Annotated in this window: 12 protein-coding genes; 4 read left to right on the forward strand and 8 right to left on the reverse strand. The window is 62.4% G+C overall.

Features of this window, described 5'->3' with window-relative positions:
* Nucleotides 1-7 precede the first annotated feature (7 nt).
* The 6 genes from QUV21_RS17335 to QUV21_RS17360 are packed head-to-tail and all read right to left on the reverse strand — an operon-like array spanning nt 8 to nt 7,903.
* Nucleotides 8-1,261, reverse strand: coding sequence for an FAD/NAD(P)-binding oxidoreductase (locus QUV21_RS17335; protein ID WP_300856583.1), 1,254 nt, complete (start codon nt 1,259-1,261; stop codon nt 8-10).
* Nucleotides 1,258-2,631, reverse strand: coding sequence for an NAD(P)/FAD-dependent oxidoreductase (locus tag QUV21_RS17340; RefSeq protein WP_300856584.1), 1,374 nt, complete (start codon nt 2,629-2,631; stop codon nt 1,258-1,260). Before QUV21_RS17340 ends, QUV21_RS17335 begins: the two co-directional genes overlap by 4 nt.
* Complete coding sequence (locus tag QUV21_RS17345; protein WP_300856586.1) at nt 2,628-4,406, reverse strand: ABC transporter permease subunit; 1,779 nt, start codon at nt 4,404-4,406, stop codon at nt 2,628-2,630. Before QUV21_RS17345 ends, QUV21_RS17340 begins: the two co-directional genes overlap by 4 nt.
* 50 nt (nt 4,407-4,456) lie before the next feature.
* A complete protein-coding gene (locus QUV21_RS17350; RefSeq protein ID WP_300856588.1) occupies nt 4,457-5,572 on the reverse strand; it encodes an ABC transporter substrate-binding protein in 1,116 nt (371 codons plus the stop codon).
* Nucleotides 5,573-5,622: 50 nt separating this feature from the next.
* Nucleotides 5,623-6,729 (reverse strand): ABC transporter ATP-binding protein, encoded by a 1,107-nt coding sequence (locus QUV21_RS17355; protein WP_300856589.1) that lies wholly within the window; start codon nt 6,727-6,729, stop codon nt 5,623-5,625.
* Nucleotides 6,730-6,760: 31 nt separating this feature from the next.
* Nucleotides 6,761-7,903, reverse strand: coding sequence for a Xaa-Pro peptidase family protein (locus QUV21_RS17360; protein ID WP_300856590.1), 1,143 nt, complete (start codon nt 7,901-7,903; stop codon nt 6,761-6,763).
* Between the two features lie 213 nt (nt 7,904-8,116).
* On the opposite strand from QUV21_RS17360, the gene QUV21_RS17365 reads away from it, so the two are divergent.
* Entirely contained in the window at nt 8,117-9,016 is a 900-nt protein-coding gene (locus QUV21_RS17365; RefSeq protein ID WP_300856591.1) for a LysR family transcriptional regulator, read from the forward strand.
* A 268-nt stretch (nt 9,017-9,284) separates the two neighbouring features.
* Here the strand turns inward: QUV21_RS17365 and QUV21_RS17370 are convergent, their stop codons facing one another.
* Nucleotides 9,285-9,404: a recombinase family protein gene (locus tag QUV21_RS17370; RefSeq protein WP_366908273.1), complete on the reverse strand. Its 120-nt coding sequence runs from the start codon at nt 9,402-9,404 to the stop codon at nt 9,285-9,287.
* A gap of 59 nt (nt 9,405-9,463) precedes the next feature.
* On the reverse strand, nt 9,464-10,018 hold the full coding sequence (locus QUV21_RS17375; RefSeq protein WP_300856593.1) for a phage terminase small subunit P27 family: 555 nt from the start codon (nt 10,016-10,018) through the stop codon (nt 9,464-9,466).
* Between the two features lie 72 nt (nt 10,019-10,090).
* Here QUV21_RS17375 and QUV21_RS17380 point away from each other — a divergent pair, with 72 nt between their 5' ends.
* The 3 genes from QUV21_RS17380 to QUV21_RS17390 are packed head-to-tail and all read left to right on the forward strand — an operon-like array spanning nt 10,091 to nt 12,224.
* Entirely contained in the window at nt 10,091-10,666 is a 576-nt protein-coding gene (locus QUV21_RS17380) for a hypothetical protein (protein ID WP_300856594.1), read from the forward strand.
* Complete coding sequence (locus tag QUV21_RS17385; RefSeq protein WP_300856595.1) at nt 10,663-11,925, forward strand: type I restriction endonuclease; 1,263 nt, start codon at nt 10,663-10,665, stop codon at nt 11,923-11,925. The genes QUV21_RS17380 and QUV21_RS17385 overlap by 4 nt, the downstream gene beginning before the upstream one ends.
* Nucleotides 11,892-12,224 carry a M48 family metallopeptidase gene (locus tag QUV21_RS17390; RefSeq protein WP_300856597.1) on the forward strand — a complete coding sequence of 111 codons (333 nt, stop codon included), beginning with the start codon at nt 11,892-11,894 and terminating at the stop codon, nt 12,222-12,224. The genes QUV21_RS17385 and QUV21_RS17390 overlap by 34 nt, the downstream gene beginning before the upstream one ends.
* The last annotated feature ends 310 nt before the right edge of the window (nt 12,225-12,534 follow it).

Genomic DNA, 12,534 nt, shown 5'->3' on the forward strand with positions numbered 1-12,534 from the left:
GTGCCCCCTATTCCAATGCAAGATCAACGGGCGCACTGAGCCGCGCGTGCAAGATGGGGGCGAGCGGGGCGAGAACCCGCCGGACCGGCGCGCCGCTGAGCCTGCCCGACCACAGCACCTTGCCCGCGGACCGAGCGACGAGCCGCCCCGAAAACGGGCGTTCCAGACCAAGCTGCATCTGGACCATGGCACCTTGCGAACCGCCCGGGGCGATCCCTTGCGGAACGACGAAGCGCAACGCCGGATGCGAAAACTGGATCGGAAGCGGCGCATTAGTGGCGGGCTGCACCCCGTATCGGGCGATATCGGCGACGATGCGGCGGGCAGTGTCGACGCCCTCGCGCCAGCACCACCCTGATGTCTCGGCTGCGCGCAACAGGTTTCCTGCCGCGAAATAGCTCGGGTCAGAGCAGCGCCCGAACTGATCGACCACCGGCCCACCTGTGCCGGGGTCGCGTTCGAGGTGGCTGTCCGAGATCAGCGCCGCCTCGGGTCGGAACCGTCCCGACACGATGACGCCGTCGGTTTCCAGCGAAACGGCCCCGCCATAGCGGTCGAAAAACGACACTGCCTCGACCCGGTCACGGCCATGGATGCGGAGGTCGCGAACGCCGGTATGCAGCCTGACACCCATCAAGGCAGGAAATGGCCGAAACAGCGGCCGGGCGATCAGCCGCTCCTCCTCCTCAATCATCGCGAGGGGGGTAATACCCAGATGGCGGCAGGTCATGATCGCCGACAGCGACACCAGTTCCGACCCTAGGATCACCGGCCGGTCAAATGGGCGCAGTCCCTTCAGATAGACCATGTCCTGCAATGTACCGGTGGCGACCACACCCGGCGGGCGGTCGCCGCCGAGAAACCGCTGCGCCCGGCTCGCTTCGCGCACTCCGGTGCAGAGCACCACGCGCAGAGCGGAAAGGCGTGCGGACCCGGCATTGCCGGACAGGTCGAGCACTCCGCCCGGATGCAGGCCCGTCACCGCGGTGCCGGTCAGAACCCTGACCCCAGCCTCTTGCGCTTCTGCCACGTTCCGCCGCGCATAGTCGGGGCCCTTCATGAGCCGGCCGTATTCACGCAATCCGAAAGGGTAATGCCCGCAGTGCCGCGGCACCCCCCCCGCCTCGGTCTCGCGCTCGATTACGACGACATCGCCGACGCCCAAGTGCCGCAACTCGGTCGCCAGGGAAAGGCCCGCCGTGCCTCCACCCACAATCGCGACCGCGCAAAAGGCCAGGATTTCACGTTCTTCGACATTCATGCCGCATCTTCTTGCGGCATGTCCAACCGGTCGCCACAGATCTGCGCTACCGTCCCCCGGCAATAGAACCCTTGGCAGCGGCCCATGCAGACACGTGTCCGCCGTTTGAGGCCCTGCAGGCTGCGGGGCGGCATCGGTCCAGCTAGAACGCGATCTATCTCGCGCCGGGTGACCCTTTCGCAATGGCACACGATCTCGCCATACCCCGGTTCCTGCCAGTCGCGCCCGTGATAATCCGACAGGCGCTCGACCTCGGGCATCTGCGGATCGATCATCGGCACATGATCCCCGCGGCCCAGCATCTCCGCCACTTGCTCCGCTAGACCCAGCGCGGCGCTCAGCCCGGTGGAACGGATCGCACCGACGCTGACATAGTTCATGTCAGGCACCCGCCGAACCTGATAGCCCGGCGCCGCACAGGCCGGGCGCAGACCGGCATAAGCCGCTGTCACCTCGAAGGACGCCAGACCGGGCAGCATCCGTTTGCCGGTCATGCGCAGGCTTTCGAGCGTTTCGCGGTCAGTCGAGGCATCTGTGCGACTGTCCTGATCCTCGGCGGTGGGGCCGACCAGTAGATTGCCAAAAATCGTCGGGCAGATGACGATACCTTTGGTCTTGTCGGTCGGCACCGGCAGCAGGATCGACGACGATAACCGAGAGGCCGCCTTGTCGAACACCAGGAACTGGCCCTTGCGCGGACGGATAAAAAAGGTGCTTTCGCCCAGCAATGCCGTGTCCACAATATCGCCGTAGAGGCCGGCGCAGTTGATCACCTGCTTGCCCGTGATCTCGTCGGCACTGGTGCGCAGGCGCCAGTGCGCCCCGTCGAAATCGCCCGATAGGACTTCCGCGCTGCGCAGCAGTGTCGCTCCGTTCGCCATCGCCTGCAGTAGATAGACATGCGCCGTGGTCCAGGGGTCGATGACGACTTCGCCAGGCACCTCGAAACCGCCGACCACGGTTTCGGAAAGATGCGGCTCGCGCGCCAGAATCTGGGCACGGCTGAGCATTCGAATGTCAGACACACCGTTCGCCTGGCCTTTGGCGATCAGGGCGGGCAGTTTTGCCATCTGCTCGGCGTTCCACGCCAGCACTAACGCGCCGGTCCGCAGGATCGGCAGCTGCAGGCCCGCGTGATCGCGCAGGTAAAGCGCGTGGCCGCGCTGGATGCAGGCAAGTTCCAGGCTATCCGGAGGTGCGTCGAACCCTGTATGCAGGATGGCGCTGTTGCCCTTTGACGCGCCGTCCAGCACGTCGGGAGCCTTTTCCAGCAAGGCGACCGAGGCTCCGGCGAGGGTGAAGTGCCGCGCCATAGCGCACCCCACCACGCCCCCGCCGATCACCAGCACATCGAAATGCTTCTGACTCACGGCTTGGCACCTCGTTCTGCGCCCGGCCGGGGCGGTGTGCCGGAAAGGATCATTTTCTTGGCGAACCGGCGCCGTAGCCCGCGTAGCCGCGACACCCCCAGGTGAAGCCCGAAAACTCCGATCAGGGCGGCGAACAGCAAAGTGCCGACCACCGCTATCTGAGGGCTGATTTCAAGCCGGATGTTCTCGAGCATACGGATTGGCAGAGGCGTCGCATTTGGGCCGCTGATGAAAAGGCCGAGTTCGACATCGTCGAAGCCGGCGATGAAGGCGAACAGCAGCGCGCTGACGATTGTCGGCACCAAAAGCGGCAACGTCACCGTCGACAGAACGCGGGCCGGTGTTGCCCCCAGCCCGGCCGCGGCCATTTCCAGGTCGCGGTCGAAACGGCGCAGCCCGGTGACGAACAGAACCACAACGAACGGCACCCCGACCAAGGCATACGCCAGGATGAAGCCGATCGGCGTGCCCGAAATACCCAACGGCACGAAGGCAAAGAGCACGGCCACCCCGATGATGATGCGCGGCACGACCAACGGCGAGATCAGCAGAAGATACAGCGTCAGTCGCCCCGGAAACCGCCGCCGGACAAGCGCAAAGGCCGCAGGTGCCGCTATGAGCGTGCTCAGAACTGCGGCAAGGCCCGCGCACAAGGTACTGAACCACAGCGCCGACAGCCAACGCTGGTCGCTGAAGAACGCGCGGAACCAGCGCAGCGAATAATCGGGCGGAGGGAAGGTCAGATAGGCGGCATCGCTGAAGGCCAGCACAACGACCACCACCATAGGCGCCACCAGATAAAGAAGGCAGAACGCCATCGCAAGATAAAGCGCGGGCAGACGCAGCCACGTCAGCACCTCGCTCAGCGCTCGGAAAAACGGATGCAATCGCTGTGCTACCGCTTCGGGCATCCGCTCGGTGCGCAGGCCGTTGCCGACGCGTTGCCCCGTGGCTGCCGGTGCCGCGCTCTCGGAGATCCCGTCGGTCAGGCGGCGACGCAAGAGCACGAAGGCAAGTACTACAACCAGCAGCAAAAGGGTGCCCTGCGCCGAGGCCGCATCATAATCGGCCAGGTTGCTGACCCGCACTTGGATCGCCTGCGCGATCATGTAATCGCCGGTCCCGCCAAGCAGCGCGGGCGTGACGTAAAAGCCCAGCGACGACAGGAACACCAGCGTCGAGCCCCCCAGAACCCCAGGCAACGACAGCGGCAGGAAGACCTGAAAGAACGCGCTGGCGCGGTTGCCGCCAAGGCTTTGCGCCGCATTCAGCAACGTGCGGTCGATGCGCTGCATAGGAGCGTAGAGGGCAAAGATCATCAGCGGTAGCTGTATCTGGACCATCCCGATATAGGCTCCAGTCATGTTGAACATCAGCCGTACCGGCTCGTCCACGATGCCGACCCAGAGCAGCGACCTGTTGATAAGCCCGGTGGGGCCGAGCAGCACGATCCACGCATAACTGCGGATCAGGATGCTGGTCAGGTAGGGGACGGTCACCAGCAACAGCAACAGCGCGGCCCGTCGCGGTGCGAGCCGCGACAGGAAATATGCCGCAGGATAGCCCAACAGCAGCGTGAAGAAGGTCACCACCACGGCCATCTTGAAGGTACGCAGGACGATGTCCCGGAACGAGGCCGAACCGATCAGATCGAGATGGTTCGACAGGGTCAGCGCCCCGTCGCGGAAGAAGCTGGCCGCAACAAGCTTGGCCAGAGGCACAAGATAGACGGCACCAAAGATCACGAGGGCCGGCAGCACCATCCAGACGATCACCGGAGCAATCGCGCGGATCCGCCTTGGGTTGGATGGTGCTGCCGTTTCCATCAGCGTGCGCCTGCCAGCCAGCGTTCCCATTCGATGACGGCGCGGGCATAATTAGCCTCTTGCCCCGCGTCGGCAGCGTTCCAGAAGCCATAGTTCTGCACCACCTGCTTGTCGCGCTGCGTGGGATAGGTCGGCAACAGCATTGCGCGATCGGGTGCCAGCAGGTCAAAGGCCCGGGCGTTGGTCGGCCCGTAGAGGATGTTCTGGGCGAACACCGCCTGGTTTTCGGGCCGAGAGGCGAAGGCGATGAACTTCATCGCGTTCTCGGTATTGGCGGCGCCGGTCGGCACAGCCCATGCGTCCCATTGCAGGATGCCCTGATCCCAAGAGCCGCCAATTTTGAGCCCCTGTTCCTGTGCACCCGAGATCCGCCCGTTCCAGGCACTCCCCACCGAAATCTGGCGGTCGGCAATCAGCTGCACGGCCTCGGCACCGCTTTCCCAGAACTTGATGATTTCGGGCTTCAGCCGATCGAGGCTGCGGAAGGCCCGGTCCCAGTCGATCGGATAAAGCTGGTCTGGCGGCACGCCGTCGGCCAACAATGCGGCCTCGAAGGTGCCGCCATCGGGGCCCCAGGCGCCCGTCGCCAGGGAGCGGCCGCCGCCAAAGACGTCGACATCCCAGACATCGCCCCAGTTCAGCGGCGCGTTGCTCGAGAAGCGGTCGGCATCGTAGCCGATGATCAGCGAGTAGAACAGCGCTGGCACGAAGTGCTCGCCGGCCGCGACCGGATTGAAGGCGTCGCGGTCACCGGCGTTGAACCAGCCGTAATCGATCGGTGCCAGTAGGCCATCGCGGGCCAGCCCGTCGATCGAGCTGCCGCCGATGTTGGCCACGTCATAGGCAGGTTGCCCGGCCAGGATGCCCGCGCGCAGCGAACCCACGGTGCCCGACGGCTGGCGGATGACCTCGATGCCGGTCTCGGCCTGGAAGGGCTCGAAATAGGCAATGTTCTTGGCCTCGCCCCAGGCGCCACCGCCGTCATAGACGACGACCTGGCCAGTGCCGCTGAGCGATTGCGCGATGGCCGGCGCCGACAGCAGCGACGGCAGCGCGAACGCCCCGCCCGCCGCTGCGCCGGTAGCAAGAAATTTGCGTCTATTTAGGTCTATCATGTCGTTCTCTCCGCTGGAATTGAGGTCGTTTCGCTTCGTCGACGGCGCAGTCATGTCGCCGTGTAGAGTCGGCTTGCTTCGGGCGTGAAACCGATCTCAACCGACTGCCCCGCGGTCAGGCCGGTTCCCAAGCGCGCCGGGATCCGGGCCCTGATCTGGTAGGGGCCCAGTTCCAAAAGCACGTTGAGCATGGCGCCCAGGTAGTTAGTCTGCACGACCACAGCGCCGGTCTCCGACGCCGAGGGCGACAGGGCGATGTCTTCGGGGCGCGCGCCTAGAAGCAAGCTGTCGTCGCTCGGCGCGGCGCAGATATTTGCCTGCGGCACGGAGACAACGATGTCGGTTCCGTTCAGTTTCACTGAAACGCTCGTGCCATCCGCGCCCATGCGCTTGGCCGGAATCAGGTTGGATTCACCGATGAAATCGGCAACGAAGGCGTTGGCCGGGCTGTCATAGAGCTCGGCGGGTGTTCCGAATTGCTGGATGCGGCCACCGTCCAGAACGGCAATACGGTCGGCAAGCGACAGCGCCTCTTCCTGGTCGTGCGTGACCAGGATCATGGTAGTGCCGACGCGTTGGTGGATCTGCTTCAGTTCGGTCTGCATCTCTTGGCGAAGCTTGCGGTCCAGCGCGCCCAGCGGTTCATCGAGCAGAAGCAAGCCGGGCTGGAAGACCAGCGCACGGGCCAGTGCCACGCGCTGCTGTTGTCCGCCTGAAAGCTGCGTTGGCAGACGCGCGCCAAAGGCATCGAGCCGCACCAATTCCAGCGCCTCTTGCACCCGCTGCGCAATCTCGCGCCGCGCCATGTTCCGCCGCCGCAGCGGATAGGCGATGTTTTCTGCCACCGTCATGTGCGGAAACAGCGCGTAGCGCTGGAATACCATGCCTATGCCGCGCCTATGCGGCGGCAGCTCGACCAGCGATCGACCCGCGATAGTGATGTCGCCAGACGAGGGGGCCTCGAACCCGGCGATTGCCATCAGAAGCGTCGATTTGCCTGACCCGCTAGGCCCCAGGAGCGCCAGCAATTCGCCTTCGCGTACCCCGAGGCTGACGTCGCGCACGGCGCATGTCTCGCCATAGAACTTGGAGAACCCCGTAACCTTAAGGTAATCCTCCGCTGGGGCGGGCGTGGGCTGATGCGTGTCGAGGGTCATGGCCGGTGCCACCTTTCGTCGCGGGTTTCGGTCACTGTCCAGTCTTGCGCTCGGCGGTGCAGAACAGCTTGCGTTCGATTTGCGTCAAACGCTCGCCCCCATCTGGCCGCACAACCACGGTTTCGCTGAACGCGATTCCCTGTGCGGATGCATACATGTGGAACACCATGCCCTCTTCTACCACCCAGTCGGCCTTGGGGTGGAAGATCCAGGTGAAGTCGCTGCCCCGGATTGAGTAGTCGGAATACCAGCCCGTTGTGTAGCCGGTGACGTTGTCATAGCTGGTGCGCAGACCGCTCTGTAGCAGGCCATCGCGCACGATCGCGTCGACGTCGCGCGCGATCGCGCCCGGTTTCAGCGCGGCGATCTGGGCATCCTGAAGCGCGATCAGCGCCTTGGCGACCTTGTGCTGCTGGTCCGTGATCTCGCCCATCACCACGCAGCGCATAAGGCGCGCGCTGTAGCCATCGACGCGCGGCACCAGTTCGATGTGCAGGATATCGCCATCTACCAGCGGGGTGTCGTGCAGGTGGCCATGCAGGAAATCCCAGTCCTTGCCCGATGTGATCACCCCCAGAAAGCCTCCGTCCGCTCCGAAGCGCAGATAGGCCTCGGCTGCCATTCGCGCCGCGTCGCGCTCGGTCATGCCGATAGCGGCACTGTCGGCAATGAGCTGGATGGCGACGTCGGCCACCTCGCTAGCTTTCGCGAGCTTGGCAATCTCGGCGGCCGACTTCTGCTTGCGCCAGACAAAGGGCAAATCGCCGATGTCGACAAAGTCGGCCTCGGGCAGAAGTGTCCTGAGCGCGTTGAACCGATCCACCGTCAGCGCATGGCTTTGCAAGCTGATGCCGATACGGCCGCTCCCCAGTCCCTTGTCGCGCACCGCGTGGGCGACCGCCTCCGAAGCCGATTCCCAATCAGGATAGCCAACGACGTTCTTGACCCAGGTCCGTTCGACCAGCGGCGCGACGTCGAGCTTCCGCAGCACGAAGGTGGCCGTGCCATCGCGCTTCACGATCAACGCGCGATAATTGGTGAGCGAAATGTCGAAGCCGGTGAAATAGTGCAGCGCCTCGGAATCGTCGAGCAGCATGCCGTCAAGATTCGCATCACTCATGTGCCGAATAAGCACGCCAAATCGGATTTCGAATTCGCTGTCATCAAAGATCACGGGTCGGTTTCCTTTGCTGGGCAAGCCCCTCCCGTGCCCGGACGCGCCCTGCGCCGGGTGGTTGGTGCCTGAATTGTCGTGTAGGGGCTGCATCGGGCCGGGCGGCGAGTGATCAGCTTCGACCTCGATAAGACCCGCGCGAGATCATTCTGTCCAATTCATAATTGACCATGCTACATTCCATTGCGGAATGGCTTTCAGGTGGGTGCGAGCATGGATCTCAAGCAATTGAGGACGTTCAACGCAGTGATGGACAGTGGGCGCGTCTCGGCCGCTGCACGGCGTGTCGGGCTGACACAACCGGCGGTCAGCAAGATCGTGCAAGGGCTGGAGGCGGATGTGGGGGTGCCGCTGTTCCGCCGCGAGAAGGGCAAACTGACCCCGACCCCCGAGGCGTACTACCTGCGCAACATCGCCACCAACGTGATCGAACAGATCAACGACGCGAAGCAGTTCCTGCGCGACTACGGGCAACAGCGCGCGGGCGATCTGAAGGTGCTCAGCATTCCCGGCCCCTCGTTGTTCTTCCTGCCCGACATCATTTCGCGCTTCGTAACGGCCGAAAATGCGGTGAATGTCTCACTGCTGTCATGGAGCACGGCGCAGGTGGTAAACTGGATCGGAAACCATCAGAACGGAATTGGCCTGGCGGAATGGTTCGAGCCGCACGAGGCGGTCAAGCTCCACACCATCGCAATGCCATGTTACTGCGCGCTAGCCGCCGGGCACCGGCTGGCGCACAAATCCGTGCTGACTCCCCAGGATCTGGCTGATGAACAGCTGTCCTTGATCATCACGGACCACGCCCTGAATGGTGATATCCAGCGCGCCTTTGCCGATGCCGGATGCAGTGCACATGTGCGCATGCATGCCGACCTGTTCGTGCCCATGTTCACGATCATCGCACGCACCGGAATCGTCGGCATCGTTGATCCAATTAACAAGCGGAACCATGAACTCTACAGCGCAGGGCGATCCGACATCGTGTTTCGACCGTTCCAGCCCACGATTCGCTTGCGCCTGAGCGTGATCAGCCCGGCGCATCAACCGCTGTCTTACCTGGCGAGCCAGTTCATGGACGAACTGGTGGCAGAACTTGAGCAGATGACATGAATTCCCGTAACTGCAATCAAGCCAGCAGATTTACACCGGATCGTCTTGATCTGAACGGTGCGCAATACATCCGTTCGCGCAGGTCGATATAGCAGGCCAAGTCCAGTTCATGGGCCAAGATCGCGAGGCCGCACCCAGTCGCGCTGCCGCTCAGCAAGCTCGTTGCGATCGCGAGGACGGCGAGCGCTATCATTCCGTGCTGTTTGTGATCGTTGACGCAACGGCACTTCTATGATCGCAGACTCCGGCTTGCATTTGCAGAAAGTGTTCAGAGCCGAGCGAGCAACGCCCGTACATTCGACACCTGCCACGAACCGCCCCTTCGCGTCCTGATTCCGCGGAGGCTGAGTTCCGCCGCGATTGCGCGCAGGCTGTACAAACCTGCCAAACGTTCGTTGCGCAGCTATGTACAGTCCGGTCACGGAACGCACAGTCAACGGATATTGCTCAGAGATCGGCGTCCGGACCAGAAATGACGAGTGAGCCGTCTTCATCGAGCCGCGGGGTGGAGGACAGGTCGCTTCTGAACTCCCCAGGCGCAATGATGATGCGTTGAATCCTCAGTGGCTCGGCCGGCAGCATGGGTGCGAGGCTGGCGACCCGGGAGCGCGAGGCGGGCGTCAGACCAAGCTCCGCCATGTAACGCCCCATCAGCTCCAGTTGCTTGTTTGCGATGGAGAGCCAGGGCGACTGCTGTACGTAGCCCGTCGACGTCTTCAGCAGCATCGGCGTCGACTGCAGCTTCTCTTCGGCCTCGACCCAGCGCCCGTAGCACTGGCAGTAGGCGGCGAGAGCCGCCCGGTCCGCGATGGTGACCACACCCATGCTGTGCAGCGGTTCCGCCAGCCGATCCCACTCCTCGCGTGCGGCGTCACCCAGGTGGCTTGGGCAGTCAGGTACGCCGTCCGGTGCTTGCGGTTCGGCGTGGTTGTAGGCGCGCTTGCCCGGGTTGCCATTCAAGCGCCGGAGCGCGGTGGGTTTCGGCTTCGGGCCACGTGTCATCTTGCGGTCCCGTACGGCCACTGGGGATCGTCGGACGCCCATTCTCGCAGCTTCATCATCCCAACCTGCCAGATGTATCGTCTGGTAGCTGCAACGAGCTACCTGCTTCATCGCGCGCCTGAGGTCTTGGCGACTGGCAATATCGGTGTGAGCTCGGACATTTTTCAGGTCGGCATGACACTTGCGCGGCTTCTGATCGGTCTGAATATCCTCAGCGCCATCCGGGCAAGCATCGGCTCGACCCAATACGAGTTGGACATCGCGGCGGGTAAGCTGCTGACGCAAAAGCACTTCCCGAGCCACATCCCCGCATCTGTCCGGCGCGTTATCCTCAAAGCTGTTCACCCGGATCCCGCGCAGCGGTTTTCAAGCTCACTCGAAATGCGTCGCGCACTCGAAAAGCTGGATTTCCCGGGCTATTGGACGGTTGATGCTGCAGGCAATGAGATCGGCAAGTGCAGTAAACAGGAATACTCATATACCGTCTTGCCGACATTCGGCGCCAAATTCGACTTGCACTGCACCCGGCTAAACGTCGTTTCCGGCAAGAGCCAACGCATCACGCAGTTCTGCAAGCAGGGCCTGACCCAGAAGCAGGTTGACGACGCAATCTCTACTTTCAAGAATTTCGTGGTGACCGGGAAATGAGTTTCAACGCCGCAGAAAACGTCCAGTCCCAGATACCGGCTTTGCAGATGCTGGTCGCCCTTGGGTTCAAACCCCTGTCGCAAGCGGAGGCCCTTAGCCTGCGCGGCGGGCGGCCGCGCAACGTCGTGCTCGACGATGTTCTTGCCGAGACACTGATGCGTATCAACCGGTTCAGCCATCGTGGCCGGGAATACGGATTCGACCTCGAAGACGCACATGAGGCTATGCGGCGGCTGAAGCCCACTCCGGATCGCCTGAAGGGATTGCGCGGCACCAACCAGGATATCTTCGACTCTTTGGTGCTCGGCACCACGATCACAAAGTCGATCGACGGGGATTCAAAGAGCTATTCATTTCGGTTCATCGACTGGGAAAACCCAAGCAACAACGCTTTCCACGTGACGGCGGAGTTCTCTGTCGAGCGAACCGGATCGAGCCAGACGCGACGCTGCGACATCGTTGCCTTCGTGAACGGCATCCCGGTCCTGGTCATCGAAAACAAGCGCCCCACCGAGACCCTGAAAAAAGCAGACAGCCAGCTGATCGGCTACCAGAGTGAAGACAACATCCCCCAGCTGTTTCATTTCGCCCAGTTGCTTATGACGATGAACCGCGTCGAGGCACGCTATGCCACGGTCGGAACGCCACGGAAATTCTGGTCCACCTGGCGCGATGAAGAGGACACGGACGAAGCGATCTCCGCCTCAGCGAACCGCCCCCTCACAAGTGCGGAGCTTGACGCCGTGTTTTCTGGCGACTTTGCACCCGCCCGTGCCTACTTTGCTTCAATGGCCGCGGAGAGTGACCGGTCTGTAACTGAGCAGGACCGCAGCATCTTTGCTCTGTGCCGTCCCGAACGTCTTCTCGACATCATCCGTCGCTTCACCGTTTTTGACGGCGGCGTGCGCAAAGTAGCCCGGCATCAACAATTCTTTGGTATCCGCCGCGCTGTGGAGACCGTGAAGCAGTTTGACGCCAAGGGTGCGAGAAAAGGCGGCGTAATCTGGCACACTCAGGGGTCGGGGAAATCGCTTACCATGGTCATGCTCGGCAGGGCTTTGGCACTCGAAAAGTCCATCCCCAACCCGCGCATACTGATCGTTACTGATCGCGATGATCTCGACAAACAGATCAAAGACACATTCAGATCCTGCGACTTGGAACCCGTGGCTTCATCGTTGTGCAAACGCATCGCCCCAACAGCACCGAAGTCACCCGCGAGCTTGTGGATGCCTGGTATCGGGAACGGGCCAATGTGAAGTTCGCCGAACGAACCGAGCATAATCTTGGGAGATTTCCAGACCCCGAGGCATTCCGGCCGCGAGGCTTGATTGTTAGGCAGATCAAGCAGCGCTGGGGTTCTATGTCTCCGGCTGGGCGGTTGCTCCTCAATCGTCGCCTGATCGAGGCACCGGTCGATGCCATTGACTACGTCATTACCCACGAGCTGTGCCACATCGCCGAGCCAAACCACGGGGCAGCCTTCTACGAACTCTTGGATCGTGTGCTAGCCGATTGGCAGCACCGCAAGCAGCGCCTCGAGCGAATAATGGCCTGACAAATTCCGATCCCAGTCACAATAGCCGCAGGCGGGACTGCGGTCGAACTCAACTCCAAACCGGAATTTAACCTCATCTATTCAGTGGGTTGCGGAAAATTTACCAAAACGGCGAAGGCAACAGGTCTGGAGAATGTCGGCCCGGAGAGAACGCTCTCCGGCCTTTTGAGGAATGTGCCGGTTAACAGCCCAAGCCGCATAACCCCCGAAAGCAACGGAAAAATCCGACCTCAGCCGGATCGGGAGAACGCTTTCGCTAGGGTCAGGACCCATTGAACTTGCGCTTGCGGCATGATTCAGGCTCCGCAAG

This window comes from Tabrizicola sp. (assembly GCF_030373185.1).
GTDB lineage: Bacteria > Pseudomonadota > Alphaproteobacteria > Rhodobacterales > Rhodobacteraceae > Tabrizicola.

Coding starts and splice junctions, on each gene's coding strand:
- QUV21_RS17335 (WP_300856583.1), bottom strand. CDS start 1,261: ATGAATGTCGAAGAACGTGAAATCCTGGCCTTTTGCGCGGTCGCGATT.
- QUV21_RS17350 (WP_300856588.1), bottom strand. CDS start 5,572: ATGATAGACCTAAATAGACGCAAATTTCTTGCTACCGGCGCAGCGGCG.
- QUV21_RS17355 (WP_300856589.1), bottom strand. CDS start 6,729: ATGACCCTCGACACGCATCAGCCCACGCCCGCCCCAGCGGAGGATTAC.
- QUV21_RS17365 (WP_300856591.1), top strand. CDS start 8,117: ATGGATCTCAAGCAATTGAGGACGTTCAACGCAGTGATGGACAGTGGG.
- QUV21_RS17375 (WP_300856593.1), bottom strand. CDS start 10,018: ATGACACGTGGCCCGAAGCCGAAACCCACCGCGCTCCGGCGCTTGAAT.
- QUV21_RS17380 (WP_300856594.1), top strand. CDS start 10,091: ATGTATCGTCTGGTAGCTGCAACGAGCTACCTGCTTCATCGCGCGCCT.
- QUV21_RS17385 (WP_300856595.1), top strand. CDS start 10,663: ATGAGTTTCAACGCCGCAGAAAACGTCCAGTCCCAGATACCGGCTTTG.